Origin of the sequence: Micromonospora sp. NPDC049240 (genome assembly GCF_040647835.1) — a bacterium.
Lineage (GTDB): Bacteria > Actinomycetota > Actinomycetes > Mycobacteriales > Micromonosporaceae > Micromonospora.
Genome location: NZ_JBEZCX010000010.1, coordinates 62,627 through 77,698 on the forward strand (window position 1 = coordinate 62,627; position 15,072 = coordinate 77,698).

Consider the following 15,072-nt stretch of genomic DNA (forward strand, 5'->3'; position numbering starts at 1 on the left):
TCACGACGGCTCGGCGGCCTCCTGCCCGGCGCGCGGCAGGTCACCGGGGCCACGGATCACGTAGAGCCCGATCAGCAGCAGGTACGCCAGCAGGCTGAGGATCGGGTCGACGAACACGACCGCGAACGCGACCAGGTACAGCAGCGGGCCGAGCCGGAACCGGCGGGCCACCGCCCGGGCCAGCCGCGGGTCGAGATCCGGGTGCAGCAGGCCCCGGCGGCGGGCCCACCACCAGCTCAGGTTGAAGAACGTCGCCTCGCCGAGCACCGTGCCGACGTACAGCGCCGCGGTCAGCCGCTGGTCGCCGGCCGAGCCGCGCAGATTGTCCGCCAGCAGGTTCGCGGTGAACGGGATGGCGGCCACGAACATCAGCAGCAGCAGGTTCAACACCAGCAGCATCTGGTCGACCCGGCAGACGTAGCGCCACATGTTGTGGTGCGTCAGCCAGACCTGGCCGACGACCGCGAACGTGATCACGTACGCCAGGTAGGCCCGCCACTCGTGTGCCAACGCGGCCGGCAGCCCCCGGTCATCCGGGGCGTCCGGGCCGAACTGGAGCAGCTCGACCGCCATCAGCGTGAGCACGATGGCGATCACCGCGTCGCTGAACGCCTCCACCCGGGAGGCGTCCCGCGCCATCTCGCTGCTGCGCGCGAACCGGTACGCCGGCTCCCGGTCCGCGCCCGTCACGCCGCCCACCTCACCAGGAGATGGTCGCGCGCCGGGGGCGGCGGGCGGGGCGAAAGCGTCAGATGACCGGGTTCCCGGCCGGCGCCGGCGTCTCCTCGTCGGCCCGGTGGGCGCGGATCTTGTGCCCGACGCTGGTCAGGCACCGGCCGCTGGGCAGGTCGAACTTCCAGCCGTGGAGCTGGCAGGTGAGCTGGTCACCGTCGACGATGCCGAACCGGCTCAGGTCCGCCTTCAGGTGCGGGCAGCGCCGCTGCACCACCCAGCCGTCGACCGTGATGTCCTCGGCGTCGACCGCGCGCTCGTGCTCGTCGTACCAGCCCTCGGCGTACTGGAGGCGTTCCTCGGAGAGGCACTTGAAGAACGCGTAGACGAACTCGTTGTACTGGCCGATCCGGGCCGCCGAGAACCGGCAGGAGAGGAAGAGCGAGTTGACCCAGTCGACCTCGCCGATGTGGAACAGGTGCTCGATCAGCGCCCGCTCGGTGCGGAACCGGTAGCGGACCTTCTCGTCGGCGTACGGCCGGACCTCCTTGCCCGGGAAGTCCACCACGATCGACTCGACGTCGGCGCCGTCGTAGCTGACCAGGTCGAAGCGGACCGGGCCGCCGACGCCCTTGGCCAGATAGATCGACTCGTCGAGCAGCGGCTCGATCCGGCGCTTCATCTCGGCCAGCACGTCGATCTCCGGGTGCCGCCAGGACGCCTTCTCGGCCTCGATGACGCCGCGCTTGCGCTCCCGCATCTCCTCCAGGTGGGCGACCTTGTTCGCGAAGAACTCCTCCACCGGCTGCGGGTGGGTGGTGGTCGCGCCCTCGGTGGTGATCTCGGTGACGCTGCCGGGCAGCAGCACGATGCCGTTGTGGCCGCCGACCTTCGCGTACTCGGCCAGGAAGACCGACTGGTCGGGGAAGATGTTGCCCTCGTCGCCGAAGATGTCGTTGAACTGCCACAGCTCGTCGTCGAGGAAGCAGGGCGGGCCGGCGATCGGGAAGACGTGGTCGGCCTTCAGGTCGTCGATGTAGCGCCAGGTGCGGTCGAACTGCCGGTCCCGCTTCTGCTTGCCGAACGCGGTCTTCGCCGACTGCGGCAGCTCGTAGACCATCGGGTACCAGATCGCGCCGGAGAACTGGAGCATGTGCGCGTGCACGTGACCCAGCTCGGCGAAGACGGTCAGGTCGGTGGGGCGGGCGTCGTTCTGGTTGAGCAGCCGGACGCCGTCGTACTCGACCCAGAGCGACGAGTCGCCGATCGGGCCGTCGGTCGGGCTGGTCAACGCCTGGATCATGATCTTGAGGCCGCCGGGCAGCTCCACCACCTGCTCGTTCGGGGCCTTCAGGAACTTCGTGAAGCCCAGCTCCCGCAGCTCGTCCTCCATCTCGGAGGTCGGGTACTCGGGCAGCAGGACGGTGGCGTCCTTCGAGACGAAATCCCGCAGGTGCTTCGCGTCGAAGTGGTCCCGGTGCAGGTGCGACACGTACAGGTAGTCGACCTGGCCCAGCGTCGCCCAGTCGAGCTGGGAGTTGTCGGGGAAGGGGAACCACGAGGCGAAGTAGGCGGGATTGACCCACGGGTCGCACAGGATGCTGCCCGCGGGCGTGTCGATCCGCATGCTGGCGTGGCCCGTACCGGTCACTCGCACCGTAGTCCCCCTCAAAAAGGCATCAGGCGTACGACAAGACGCTACCGGAGACAGTGTGGTCGCCGTCCCGCGACGCCCACAGTGCCGGCCGGCCCCCGCGGAACAGGTCCAACGGCCCGGGCCGATCCGCCCACCGTCGCGCCGGCCGCCGGTCGCCCGTGCGGGTCGTCCGACCGCGTCGGGTCGGACCCTGCGCCGGGCCCGGCACGCGGCGTGCCAGACTAACCGGAGATCCGATCGCGAGGGAAGGACCGACAGTGGCAGGAGACGAGCCGGTAACCGCGCCAGACCAGCACAGGCCCGGGCACCGCAGGTCCGGACGGATCGGTGCGGTGGTGTCGGCGGTGGCCCTGGTGTTGATGGCGCTCTGCGGCACCGAGGAGGGCCGGGTGGAGCACATCTGGCTGTTCGGGATCGCCGCGCTGCTGCTCGCCATCGTCATCGGCGACGCCGTGCTGCGCCGCAACGGCCTGCGGTCCTGACACCCGGCACCAGCGGTACGCGGAAGGGCCCGTCCCCTCGGGGGCGGGCCCTTCGTCGTCGGGTGCGGCTCAGCGGCCGAGCAGGATGTCCTGCACGTCCTTGAGCGCGGCGTCGACCTCGGCCTCGAAGTAGCCGCCGGGCACCAGGCCGAAGCGCAGCGTGTCCAGCTCCTTCGGGTTCACCGGCATCGGGTTGCGCCCCTGCATGCCGCCGAGCAGCGTGTCGAAGAACCGGTCGACCTGGTCCGGGTCGTACCCGCTGCCGAACCGACGGACCTGGAAGCCGCGCCGGATCTGGTCGACCCGGTGCAGGTCGCTGCCGGGCGGGCCGGCCATCGGCGGTCCCACCATCGGCGGACCGGCGGCCGGCGGACCGACAAGCGGCGGGCCCGTCATCGAGGGGCCGCCGCCGTAGCCCTGGTCCGGCGGGCCGTAGCCCTGGTCCGGCGGGCCGTAGCCCGGATCCGGCGGGCCGTAGCCCTGCTGCGGCAGCGCCGGCGGGCCGGCCGGGCCGCGCCCACGCAGCTCCCGCAGGTCCCGCTCGGGCATCCGGATCTCCGCGGTCATGTCGGCCCGACCGTGCCGGCCGGCCTCGAAGCCGTCGAAGCGGTCGCTCGGGCCGCCGTACCCACCCGGGCCCTTGTCCTGGCCGTACCCGCCGGGGCCGGTGTCCTGGCCGTAGCCGCCCGGACCGGTGTCCTGACCGTATCCGCCGGGACCGGTGTCCTGGCCGTAGCCGCCCGGGCCGGTGTCCTGGCCGTAGCCGCCCGGGCCGGTGTCCTGGCCGTAGCCGCCCGGGCCGGGTGGCAGGCTGCGCGGCGGCGGTCCGCCGTGCCCGATCGGGGCACCCGGCCCGGGGCCCATCGGGCCGGGACCGGCCGGGCCGCGCGGCGCGTCGTAGCCGCCACGGGGGCCGTCGTACCCACCGGCGAACGCGCCGGTCGGCTCGTCGTAGCGGTTGCCGTAGCGGTCGACGGGCGGGCCGGCCTGGGCCGGCATCTGCCGGGGCGGCATCGGCGGCTGCGGCACCGGGGACAGGCCACGGTCGTCGCGCATCGGCGGGCCGAGCCGGTCTGCCATCCGGGGATCGCCACCGCGCCCGCCGGGGGCGCCGGCGCGCTCCTCCAGCTCGGCGAGCTGCCGCTCGACCCGGTCGAGGTGCAGGTCGACCTGCCACTCGTCATAGCCGTTGAACCGGACCCGGAAGACGACGTCGTGGACCTCCTGGGACGCGACGGGCGCACCGACCGGCTGGCCGTCGAGGGTCGCCTCGACCCGGTCCAGGAAGGCGTCCACCTCGTCGACCTTGTATCCCCGACGGAGCGCCTTCCGCCGGAAACGCTGACCCTGACTCGCCACTATGTCTCCTGGTCTCGTACCGCTACGCCGTTGCCGCGCGGGGGTCGCTGTCGGTGTCCTCGGCGGCGGCGAGCTGCCCACACGCCCCGTCGATCTCGCGCCCCCGGGTGTCCCGCACCGTGGTGGACACGCCGGCGTCGCGCAACCGCCTGACGAACTCCCGCTCGACCGGCTTCGGGCTGGCGTCCCAGCGGCTGCCCGGAGTCGGGTTGAGCGGGATCAGGTTCACGTGGGTCAGCTTGCCCGCCAGCAGCCGCCCGAGCAGGTCGGCCCGCCACGGCTGGTCGTTCACGTCCTTGATCATCGCGTATTCGATGGACACGCGACGCCCCGTCGTGGCCGCGTAGTCCCACGCCGCGTCCAGCACCTCGGACACCTTCCAGCGCTGGTTGACCGGGACGAGTTCGTCGCGCAGCTCATCATCGGGGGCATGCAGCGACAACGCAAGGGTCACCGAGAGGTCTTCGCTGGCCAACCGCCGAATGGCCGGGACCAGGCCGACCGTGGAGACGGTGATGTGCCGCTGGGACAGGCCGAGCCCCTCCGGGGCCGGCGCGACCAGCCGACGGATCGCCGCCACCACCCGCGCGTAGTTGGCCAGCGGCTCACCCATGCCCATGAACACCACGTGCGACAGCCTCGGCGGCGAGCCGGCCACCGCACCGGAGGCGGCCACGCCGGCCAGGTAGACGGCCTGGTCGACGATCTCCGCGGTGGAGAGGTTGCGGGTCAGCCCGGCCTGGCCGGTGGCGCAGAACGGGCAGGCCATGCCGCATCCGGCCTGGCTGGAGATGCAGACGGTGACCCGGTCCGGGTAACCCATCAGCACGCTCTCCACCAGCGAGCCGTCGTGCAGCCGCCAGAGCGCCTTGCGGGTGGCGCCGTCGTCGCAGGCCAGCTCGCGGACCGGGGTGAGCAGCGTGGGCAGCAACGTGCCGGCCAGCCGCTCCCGGGTCGCCGCCGGCAGGTCGGTCATCCGCTCCGGGTCACGGACCAGGCGGCCGAAGTAGTGGTTCGACACCTGCTTGGCGCGGAACGCCGGTTCGCCCAGCTCGGTGACGAGCGCCTGCCGGCCCGGCAGGTCGAGGTCGGCGAGGTGACGGGGAGGCATCGCGGGCCGGCGGCCGCGGGCGTCGGCGTCTACGGAGATCAGCGGGAGGCTCGTCATGGCGCGTCCAGTCTGACACGCGCCGAGCCGGACGCACCTGTCCACCGGCGCCGAATCGCCCCCGACCGGCCGGTCGGGGGCGTGGCGACGACGTGATCCATCCCTCAGCTCACCACCGGCACGAAGACCGCCAACAGCAGGTACGCCGTCGGCACCGCGAACAGGATCGAGTCGAGCCGGTCCATCAGGCCGCCGTGGCCGGGCAGCAGGTTGCTCATGTCCTTGACGCCCAGATCGCGCTTGATCATCGACTCGGCGAGGTCACCGAGCACCGCCGCGCAGGACATCGCCATCCCGAACAGCGCGCCCCACCACGGGGCCACGTCGAACAGCAGCCACAGCAGCAGCGCGCTGCCCGCCGCGGCGGCGGTGACCGAGCCGGCGAAGCCCTCCCACGACTTCTTCGGGCTGATCTTCGGAGCCATCGGACGCTTGCCGAAGGCCACCCCGGCCGCGTACCCACCGGTGTCGGAGAGCACCACCGCCACCAGCGTGACCAGCACCCGCAGGTGACCGTCGTCGGGCGCGGCGGCGAGCAGGGCCGCGAAGCCGGCGAGGAAGGGCACGTAGACCGCGATCAGCGTGGCCGCGGTCAGGTCACGCTGATAGTTGCCGGGGCCGTCGCCGAGCCGCCAGATCATCGTGCCCAGCACGGTGACCAGCAGCCCGAGGCAGAGCGCGTCCGGGCCGGCGAACCAGGCCAGCCCGACCATGATCACGCCACCGGCGACCAGCGGCACCAGCGGCGGGTGGGCGCCGCTGCGGCGGACCGCCCGCGCCATCTCCCAGATACCGATCGCCACCGCGGCGGCGAGCACGGCCAGGAACGCCGGCAGGAAGAAGAAGAGCGGCACCACGATCGCCGCGCCGAGGGCCGCCCCGACGCCGATCGCCGCCGGCAGGTTGCGGCCCGCCCGGGACGCCGGCGGCGCGGTGGTCGGGGGACGGTCCGCGCTCGCCCGTCGACGCCCCTTCGACCGGCGACCGGCCGGCGGTTCGGGCGCGGGCTCGTCGCGTACCGCGGGGTCGTCACGGACCGTGAGCTCGTCGCGGACCGGGGCGATCTGCGCGGTGGGGTAGTCGTCGTCCGGCCGGTCGTCGCCCGCCGGGCCGCGGTCGCCGGGCCCGGGCTCGTCCCGCCGGCCACGCGGCGCGGTCGGGGGGCCGTCGGGCGGCCACGGCGCGTCGTGGTGCCGCTGATCCAGCGGGTACGCGTCGGTGACCGGCCCGGCGTACGCCTCCGCGTCGGGAAAGGCGTCCGGGCCGGGGGCGGGACGCCGCCACGGACCAGGCTCCAGGCCGGTCTCCGGCCAGGGCAGGGCGGGGGCCGAGCGGTCCCAGCCGCGCGGCTCGGTGCTGCCGTAGGGGTCGGGGTGGGACATCACGCACCGGCAGACGGTACGAAAGCCACCACATGACGCAAGACCAAGACCATCCCCTACCGGCGTGAGACTTCCTGTTGACCGACCGACGGCCGGGCGATCCCCGCCGTTCACCCGGTGGTGGTCGGGAATCGTGCCGAGCCTACTGCAACCGGCCGGCGTCGAGGGTGGACGCCGCCCGGGCACGACGACGGCACCGGGCCGCCGCCCGGGGTGCCGGGCGACGGCGGCGCGGTGCCGTGACGGAGTGCGCGGGCCGTTCAGACCTCGAGCAGCTCGCTCTCCTTGTGCTTGATCATTTCATCCACGGTGCCGACGAAGCGCTGGGTCAGGTCGTCCAGGTCCTTCTCCGCGCGCCGGCCCTCGTCCTCGCCGACCTCGCCGTCCTTGACCAGGCGGTCCAGCTCTTCCTTGCCCTTGCGGCGGATGTTACGGACGGCGACCTTCGCCTCCTCGCCCTTCTGCCGGGCGACCTTGATCATCTCGCGTCGCCGCTCCTCGGTCATCTGCGGGAGCACGATGCGCAGCTGGTTGCCCTCGTTGTTCGGGTTCACCCCGAGATCCGAGTCGCGGATCGCCTTCTCCATCGCATTGGTCTGCGAGGTGTCGTACGGCTTGATGATCACCATGCGCGGCTCGGGCACCGCGATGGACGCCATCTGCGGCAGCGGGGTCGGGCTGCCGTAGTAGTCGATGACGATCCGGGAGAACATGGCGGCGTTGGCGCGACCGGTGCGGATCCCGCCGAATTCCTCCCTGGCGTGCTCGATGGCACGCTCCATCTTCTCCTCCGCCTCGAGGAGGGTGTCGTCGATCACCGGTCTCCTCGCCTCCTTCTGTCGCTCGTCGTGGGCTGTGCTGGGGCTGTGGCAGAGGACCGCTGCCGGTCCGGGTGGGCCGGTCAGGCGGTGATCAGCGTGCCGATCTTCTCACCGCCGACGGCGCGGACGATCGTGTCGTCACCCTGGGCGCCGAAGACCAGCATCGGCAGGCCGTTCTCCATGCAGAGGCTGAACGCGGCGGCGTCGGCGACCCGCAGGTTGCGACGCAGCACCTCGGAGAAGGTGATCGAGTCGAGCTTGCTCGCCGTCGGGTCGATCCGGGGGTCGGCGGTGTAGACCGCGTCCACGCCGTTCTTGCTCATCAGCACCACGTCCGCGCGGATCTCCAGCGCGCGCTGGGCGGCCACCGTGTCGGTGGAGAAGTACGGCATCCCGGCGCCGGCGCCGAAGATCACCACCCGGCCCTTCTCCAGATGCCGGATCGCGCGCAAAGGAATGTACGGCTCGGCGACCTGGGCCATGGTGATCGCGCTCTGCACCCGGGTCTCGATGCCCTCCTTCTCCAGGAAGTCCTGGAGCGCGAGGCAGTTCATCACCGTGCCCAGCATGCCCATGTAGTCGGCGCGGGCGCGGTCCATGCCACGCTTCTGCAGCTCGGCGCCGCGGAAGAAGTTGCCGCCGCCGACCACCACGGAGACCTGCACGCCGCGGCGGACCACGGTGGCGATCTGCCGGGCGATGCCCTGGACCACGTCCGGGTCGACGCCGATCGCACCGCCGCCGAAGACCTCGCCGGACAGCTTCAGCACCACCCGACGGGACCGGCCGGGCGGAGGGGCGGTCGGGTCATCCGCCGCCAGGCTCCGGTCACTCACAACCTGCGTCATCCGCCCCGCCCCTTCTCCCCGCGCACCGCGCGAGCGTCGCGTACCTGCCCTTGCCGACCCTATGTGACGAGGAGGCCGCGGTGCCTGTCGCGTACACCGGCGGCCTCCTCGTCCACGTTCTCGCTGCCCGGGCCCGCGGCCCGGGTGGCGGCTCAGGCCTGGCCGACCTCGAACCGCACGAAGCGGGTCACCTCGATGCCGGCCTCGGCCAGCACCTGCTTGACGGTCTTCTTGTTGTCGGCGACCGCGGCCTGCTCCAGCAGGACGAAGTCCTTGAAGAAGGCGTTCACCCGGCCCTCGACGATCTTCGGGAGCGCAGCCTCGGGCTTGTTCTCCTCGCGGGCGGTCTGCTCGGCGATGCGCCGCTCGGACTCGACCGTCTCGGCGGGCACCTCGTCGCGGGTGAGGTACTTCGGCCGCATCGCGGCGATCTGCATCGCGACGCCACGGGCGTCCGCGTCGCCCGCCTCGTCGGTCTTGCCGGAGAACTGCACCAGCACGCCGACCGCCGGGGGCAGGTCCTGGCTCTTGCGGTGCAGGTAGACCGCGGTGGTGCCGTCGAGCTTGGCGAAGCGGTTCAGCACCAGCTTCTCGCCGATCTTGGCGGACTGCTCCTGGATCAGGTCGGCCACGCTCTTGCCGTCGATGGTGCTGGCGAGCAGCTCCTCGGCGTTGGTGGCGTCACTGGTCACGCCGTGCTCGACCAGCTGCTGGGCCAGCGCGATGAAGGCGTCGTTCTTGGCGACGAAGTCGGTCTCGCAGTTGAGTTCGAGCAGCGCCTGGCCGGAGTGGGCGATGAGACCGTTGGCGGCGGTGCGACCGGCCCGCTTGCCCACGTCCTTCGCGCCCTTGACGCGCAGGATCTCGACGGCCTTGTCGAAGTCGCCCTCGGCCTCGGTCAGCGCCTTCTTGGAGTCCATCATGCCGGCGCCGGTGAGGTCCCGGAGCTTCTTGACGTCCGCGGCGGTGAAGTTGGACATGACTCTCTCTTCGGTGTCTGTGACTACTGCGGTGGGATGGTCTGACTGCCGGTTACCCGGAACCGGGCCGGTGTCGCCCGGTGTGTCCGCCGCGCCCCGCCGGCCGGCGCAGAACCGGCCGGCGGGGACGCGACGGCGCGATCACTCCGCGGCGGCGGTCGCCGGCTGCTCGGCAGCGGCCGGGGCCGGCTGCTGCTCGGCGGCGGCCGGCTGCTCAGCGGCGGCGGCGGGCTGCTCGTCGGCCTTCTTCGGCTCCTCGAGCAGCTCGCGCTCCCACTCGGCCAGCGGCTCGTCGGCGCCGACCTGGCCCGCCTCGGGCTTCTCGTCGCCGCCCCGGCCACGGCCGGAACGCGCGATCAGACCGTCGGCGACGGCCGCGGCGACGACCTTGGTCAGCAGCTCGGCCGAGCGGATGGCGTCGTCGTTACCCGGGATCGGGAAGTCGACCTCGTCCGGGTCGCAGTTGGTGTCCAGCACGGCGATCACCGGGATGCCCAGCTTGCGGGCCTCGTCGACGGCGATGTGCTCCTTCTTGGTGTCGACGATCCAGACCGCGGCCGGGAGCTTCTGCATGTCCCGCAGGCCACCGAGGGTCTTGGTGAGCTTGATCTTCTCGCGGGAGAGCTGGAGGGTCTCCTTCTTGGTGTAACCGGCGGCGGTGCCGCTCAGGTCACCCAGGGCCTCAAGCTCCTTCATCCGCTGGAGCCGCTTGTACACGGTCTGGAAGTTGGTCAGCATGCCACCGAGCCAGCGGTGGTTGACGTACGGCTGGCCGACCCGGGTCGCCTGCTCGGCGATGGCCTCCTGGGCCTGCTTCTTGGTGCCGACGAACAGGATGCTGCCGCCGCCCGCGACGGTGGTGCGGATGAACGAGTACGCCTTCTCGATGTAGTCGAGGGTCTGGCGCAGGTCGATGATGTAGATACCGTTGCGCTCGGTGAAGATGAAGCGCTTCATCTTCGGGTTCCAGCGCCGGGTCTGGTGCCCGAAGTGCACACCGCTCTCCAGCAGCTGACGCATGGTCACGACGGCCATGGTGGGTACTCCTACGTTGTCCCTGGTTGTCCGTCCGGCCGGCGGCCGGACGCCTGGCGCCCGGTCGCCGGCCAGGGTGGGCCCGGACGAAGGACCGGGACCAGGGAGGCCGTCGCTCCACGGAATGACCATGGAGAGGGCACGCGAGGTCGACCGCGCGAGGCGGTCGCCAGTTGACCAGTGTACGCGCCTTCTCCGCCCCCCGACCCCGGGGTGCGCGGTCCCCGGGGGTCAGCGGGCCGCGAGCGCGGCGGCGACGAAGAGCACCAGACCCACGGTCAGGTACGCGGTCGGCGGGCGGAGCCAGCCGCGGCTGCCGTCGGCCAGCGCGAGCCCACCGGTGCGCAGGCCGTACAGCCCGGCGCCGAAGATCGGCAGCCCGACCACCAGGAACGTGCCCACCACGACGTGCGACGTGGAGACCGGGTCACCCACCAGCCCGTGCAGCAACACCCGGAACGCGGGCACCTCCAGCACCAGCACGAGCGCCGCCAGCAGCACCGCCAACGCCGGACGCCGGGTCCGGTAGACGCCGTCACCGGGCGGCGGCCCGTCCGACCGGGGCACGACCGCCGGCATCGGGCCGGTCGGCATCTCCAGCGGGTTCACCGGCGCCGTCGGCTCGGCCGGGGCGGTCGGACGCTCGCCGATGGTCAGCGAGGTGGCCGCACCCGGGCTCGGCCGGCCGCCCACCGAGATCTGCGTCCCGCCGGCCGTGGCGGGCTCCGCCGACCGGCCGGTCTCCACGATCGGGTAGCCGCCGAGCGGGCCCGGACGCGCCGGATCGCCGCTCCCGGCCGGGGCGTCCGCGCCGAACCCCCCGAACGAGCCCGAACCTGCCGAAACGGCACCTCCGGCCGGGGCGTCCGCGCCGAAACTCCCGAACGAGGCGGGTCGGGCCGGGTCGGCGCCCCCGGCGAGGGCGTCGATTCCGCGCGACCCGAGCGGGTCCGGCGCGCCGCGCGACGCGGTGCCGAGCGCGTCGACGCCGCTGCGCGACACCGCGCCGAGCCGGTCGTCCCCGTGCCCGGCCGCCGACTCGCGTGCCGCCCGCCGGCCGGCCCGCCCCGGCAGCTCACCGGAGACCTCCGGGTCGTCCGGTCGCTGTGACCGCCAACCACTCGTGTCGTCGACGAGCGGATCGGCGGCGGAGTACCGACCCGGGTCCGCGTACCGACCCTCGCCCGCCCGCTGCTCCGGGGCGCGGTAGTCGTCGTCGCGGTAGCGCGGCTCGCCCGCGGCTCGCCAGTCCGACTCGTACCCGCGGTCACCCCACCGCGGTTCCTGCTGATCCTCGGGATAGCTCCGTCGTCCGTCCACGACGGGCACGGTATGCGACCGGCACCAGCCACGCCATTCGGGTCGGCCGAAGCGTCACCGCAGCTCATCCCCACACCGCCCGGTCGTCGTGCGATCACGGGGAGTGTCCTCGCGGATCGTCCCTTTAGCAGATCGGGCGCGAGATCGGGTGCCCGTCCACAACCCCACCGTCGTCCACAGACCAGCGACGGCAGCCCCGCACGACCACGCCCGTCGGTCGCATCCTGACCGGCATGACGAACCGGAACCAGGCCGTCGGCGCCTACGGCGAACGGTGCGCGCTGCGGCACCTGATCGAGACCGGGCTACGCCCGATCGCCCGCAACTGGCGCTGCCCCGACGGGGAGATCGACATCATCGCCTGGGAAGGGGCGGTCCTCGCCTTCTGCGAGGTGAAGACGCGGCGCACCGAGCGGTACGGCTCCCCCGCCGAGGCCGTGGTCCGGGCCAAGGCACGCCGGCTGCGCGGCCTGGCCGCCCGCTGGCTCGCCGAGACCGGCACCACCGCCGACGAGGTCCGTTTCGACGTGCTCTCGGTCCGGTTGCCGGCCGCCGGCCACGCCCGCGTGGAACACCTCCGGGGCGCGTTCTGACATGGGCTACGCCAAGGTCCTCAGCGTCGGGCTGGCCGGCGTGTCCGGGCAGGTGGTCGAGGTGGAGGCCGACCTCGCGCCCGGCCTGCCGGCGGTGCTCATCTCCGGCCTGCCGGACACCGCGCTGCACGAGGCCCGCGACCGGGTTCGCGCCGCCATCGTCAACTCCGGCCAGAAGTGGCCCAACCGGCGGATCACACTCAACCTGCTCCCCGCCACCCTGCCCAAGTACGGTTCCGCGTTCGACCTCGCCATCGCCGTCGCCGTGCTCGCCGGTTCCGGCGAACTACCGCCGGTCGCCCTGGAGGGCACCGTCGTCCTCGGCGAACTCGGTCTCGACGGCGCGGTCCGCCCGGTCCGGGGCGCCCTGCCCATGGTCGCCGCCGCCGCCCGGGCCGGCTGCCCGCGCGTCGTGGTGCCGGCCGGCAACGCCGCGGAAGCCGCCGTCATCCCCGGCGTACGGGTGCACGGGGTCGACACGCTGCACCGGCTCGTCGCGCACGTCCGCGGCGGCGTGCCACTGCTCGCCTCACCGGAGCCGCCGCCGGCCGGCGCGCCCACCGGTCCCGACCTCAGCGACGTCGCCGGGCAGCCCTTCGGCCGGCGGGCACTGGAGATCGCCGCCGCCGGCGGCCACCACCTCGCCCTGCTCGGCCCGCCCGGGGCCGGCAAGACCATGCTCGCCGAACGGCTGCCGTCGATCCTGCCCGCGCTGGACGACGAGGCCGCTCTGGAGGTGACGGCGCTGTACTCGATCGCCGGCCTGCTGCCGCCCGGCGGCGGGTTGCTGCGCCGCCCACCGTTCCAGGCGCCGCACCACACCACCACGGTGCCCGCGCTGGTCGGTGGCGGCTCCGGGCTGGCCCGGCCCGGCGCCGTGTCGCTGGCCCACCGGGGCGTGCTCTTCCTCGACGAGGCACCGGAGTTCAGCAAGGGCGCGCTGGAGGCGTTGCGCCAGCCGCTGGAGAGCGGACGGGTCCGGGTCGCCCGCACCCGGGGCGCCGTTGAGTACCCGGCCCGTTCCCAACTGGTGCTGGCCGCCAACCCCTGCCCCTGCGCGAAGCCGTCCGGCGACGCCGACTGCGAGTGCGCCCCGCAGGCCCGGCGGCGCTACCTCGGCCGGCTCTCGGGGCCGCTGCTCGACCGGGTCGACGTGCAGGTGCAACTGATGCCGGTGACCGCGGCGGAGCTGATGGAGACGGTGACCGTGAGCGAGTCCTCGTCGACGGTCGCCGCCCGCGTCGCCGCGGCCCGACGAGCCGCCGCCGACCGGTGGGCCGGCACCGGGCACCGGCTCAACGCCGAGATACCGGGGCCGCTCCTCCGTCGTCCACCGTGGCGGCTCCCCGCCGACGACACCGCTGAGCTTCGCGCCCGGCTGGACTCCGGATCGATCTCCGCACGCGGCTTCGATCGCGTCATCCGGATGGCCTGGACCGTCGCCGACCTGGACGGGCGAGCACGCCCGGACCGGCAGGACGTGCTGGAGGCCCTCCAACTCAGGACGGGAGCGGCCGCATGAGCACCGGAGAGGAGCGGCTGCTCGCCCGGCTGGCGTTGACCTGGCTCGCCGAGCCCGGCACCTGGACCGTGTACCGGCTGGTGGACTCGATCGGCCCGATCGCCACGCTGGACCTGCTGCTCGACGGCGGCGCACCCGAGGACCGGCTCCGCGCCACCGTGGCGGCCCGCCGCGCCAGCGGTGACGCACGCGGTGCCGCCGCTGACGCGCTGGCCCGCGCGGAACGGCTCGGTGCCCGCGTCATCTGCCCGGAGGACGCCGAGTGGCCGGTTCGACTCGCCGACCTGCGCCGTCTCCGACTGCCCGACGCCAGCCGGCGGGTGGACCTGGAAACCGCCCCGCCGCTGTGCCTGTGGCTGCGCGGCGCCCCGCGACTGGACGAATCCCTGGAGCGTTCCGTGGCCGTGGTCGGCGCCCGGGCCGCGACCGCGTACGGCCTGCACGTGGCGACCGAGCTCGGCTACGGTCTCGCCGACCGGGGCTGGACCGTGGTCTCCGGGGGTGCCTTCGGCGTCGACGCGGCGGCGCACCGAGGCGCGCTGAACGCCGGCGGGGTGACGGTGAGCGTCCTGGCGTGCGGGATCGACCGGCCCTACCCGATGGGTAACGCCGCGCTCTTCGACCGGATCGCCGAGTCCGGGTTGCTGCTCGGCGAATGGCTGCCCGGGGCGGAGCCCCTGCGTCCCCGGTTCCTCATCCGGAATCGCGTGATCGCCGCCGGCACCCTCGGCACCGTGCTGGTGGAGGCGTCCGCCCGCAGCGGGGCGACCCAGACGACGAGACGGGCGCTCGCCCTCAACCGCCCGGCCATGGTCGTTCCGGGTCCGGTCACGTCGGCCATGTCCGTCGGCGCCCACGAGATCCTCCGCGAGGAGCCGAGGGCCCGCCTGGTCACCGGCGTGGCACACGTGCTGGAGGAGGTGGGTCGGATCGGCGCGGACCTCGCCCCGCCCGTACGCGGGCCGAGTCGGCCCACCGACCAGCTCGACGACGAGGCCACGCTGCTGGTGGAGACGTTTCCGCGCCGCGGCGTGATCGGGCTGGAGGCGCTGGCCGCCCGGGCCGGCGTGGACATCCGGACGGCCATGCGGAAGCTGTCGCTGCTGGAGGAACTCCACCTCGTGGTGCGCCGCGACGGCGGGTACGCGTTGGCTCCCCCGCCGGCGACCGTCAGGCGGACGGACGCCCGGACCGGAGACGGGTGACCACGTTCCGCTCCCCGGTCTCCAGCTC

Annotated in this window: 14 protein-coding genes; 4 read left to right on the top strand and 10 right to left on the bottom strand. The window is 73.2% G+C overall.

Features of this window, described 5'->3' with window-relative positions; genetic code table 11:
• Positions 1 to 639 carry a TMEM175 family protein gene (locus AB0B02_RS16935; protein WP_357301520.1) on the bottom strand — a complete coding sequence of 213 codons (639 nt, stop codon included), beginning with the start codon at positions 637 to 639 and terminating at the stop codon, positions 1 to 3.
• 109 nt (positions 640 to 748) lie between these two features.
• On the bottom strand, positions 749 to 2,329 hold the full coding sequence (locus tag AB0B02_RS16940; protein WP_281935647.1) for a Rieske 2Fe-2S domain-containing protein: 1,581 nt from the start codon (positions 2,327 to 2,329) through the stop codon (positions 749 to 751).
• Positions 2,330 to 2,586: 257 nt separating this feature from the next.
• On the opposite strand from AB0B02_RS16940, the gene AB0B02_RS16945 reads away from it, so the two are divergent.
• Positions 2,587 to 2,811, top strand: coding sequence for a DUF2631 domain-containing protein (locus AB0B02_RS16945; protein ID WP_107155975.1), 225 nt, complete (start codon positions 2,587 to 2,589; stop codon positions 2,809 to 2,811).
• A gap of 69 nt (positions 2,812 to 2,880) precedes the next feature.
• On the opposite strand, the gene AB0B02_RS16950 is transcribed toward AB0B02_RS16945, so the two are convergent.
• The 8 genes from AB0B02_RS16950 to AB0B02_RS16985 all read right to left on the bottom strand — a co-directional run bounded on the left by AB0B02_RS16950 (position 2,881) and on the right by AB0B02_RS16985 (position 11,733).
• Positions 2,881 to 4,170, bottom strand: coding sequence for a DivIVA domain-containing protein (locus AB0B02_RS16950; RefSeq protein WP_357301073.1), 1,290 nt, complete (start codon positions 4,168 to 4,170; stop codon positions 2,881 to 2,883).
• A 22-nt stretch (positions 4,171 to 4,192) separates the two neighbouring features.
• A complete protein-coding gene (rlmN, locus tag AB0B02_RS16955; protein WP_357301075.1) occupies positions 4,193 to 5,338 on the bottom strand; it encodes a 23S rRNA (adenine(2503)-C(2))-methyltransferase RlmN in 1,146 nt (381 codons plus the stop codon).
• A gap of 104 nt (positions 5,339 to 5,442) precedes the next feature.
• Entirely contained in the window at positions 5,443 to 6,720 is a 1,278-nt protein-coding gene (locus AB0B02_RS16960; protein ID WP_357301077.1) for a phosphatidate cytidylyltransferase, read from the bottom strand.
• Positions 6,721 to 6,980: 260 nt separating this feature from the next.
• The gene (gene frr, locus AB0B02_RS16965; protein WP_107155971.1) at positions 6,981 to 7,538 is read right to left on the bottom strand and encodes a ribosome recycling factor; all 558 of its coding nucleotides are present in this window, start codon (positions 7,536 to 7,538) and stop codon (positions 6,981 to 6,983) included.
• Between the two features lie 83 nt (positions 7,539 to 7,621).
• Positions 7,622 to 8,389 (bottom strand): UMP kinase, encoded by a 768-nt coding sequence (gene pyrH, locus AB0B02_RS16970; protein WP_036345766.1) that lies wholly within the window; start codon positions 8,387 to 8,389, stop codon positions 7,622 to 7,624.
• Positions 8,390 to 8,541: 152 nt separating this feature from the next.
• Entirely contained in the window at positions 8,542 to 9,369 is an 828-nt protein-coding gene (tsf, locus tag AB0B02_RS16975; protein WP_357301080.1) for a translation elongation factor Ts, read from the bottom strand.
• 141 nt (positions 9,370 to 9,510) lie between these two features.
• Positions 9,511 to 10,404, bottom strand: a complete 894-nt coding sequence (rpsB, locus tag AB0B02_RS16980) for a 30S ribosomal protein S2 (RefSeq protein WP_357301083.1) — start codon at positions 10,402 to 10,404, stop codon at positions 9,511 to 9,513.
• 231 nt (positions 10,405 to 10,635) lie between these two features.
• The gene (locus AB0B02_RS16985) at positions 10,636 to 11,733 is read right to left on the bottom strand and encodes a hypothetical protein (protein WP_357301086.1); all 1,098 of its coding nucleotides are present in this window, start codon (positions 11,731 to 11,733) and stop codon (positions 10,636 to 10,638) included.
• 224 nt (positions 11,734 to 11,957) lie between these two features.
• Here AB0B02_RS16985 and AB0B02_RS16990 point away from each other — a divergent pair, with 224 nt between their 5' ends.
• The 3 genes from AB0B02_RS16990 to AB0B02_RS17000 are packed head-to-tail and all read left to right on the top strand — an operon-like array spanning position 11,958 to position 15,044.
• Positions 11,958 to 12,317 (top strand): YraN family protein, encoded by a 360-nt coding sequence (locus AB0B02_RS16990; RefSeq protein ID WP_357301089.1) that lies wholly within the window; start codon positions 11,958 to 11,960, stop codon positions 12,315 to 12,317.
• A gap of 1 nt (position 12,318) precedes the next feature.
• A complete protein-coding gene (locus AB0B02_RS16995; protein ID WP_357301092.1) occupies positions 12,319 to 13,839 on the top strand; it encodes a YifB family Mg chelatase-like AAA ATPase in 1,521 nt (506 codons plus the stop codon).
• A complete protein-coding gene (locus tag AB0B02_RS17000) occupies positions 13,836 to 15,044 on the top strand; it encodes a DNA-processing protein DprA (protein WP_357301095.1) in 1,209 nt (402 codons plus the stop codon). The genes AB0B02_RS16995 and AB0B02_RS17000 overlap by 4 nt, the downstream gene beginning before the upstream one ends.
• Positions 15,045 to 15,072: the final 28 nt, after the last annotated feature.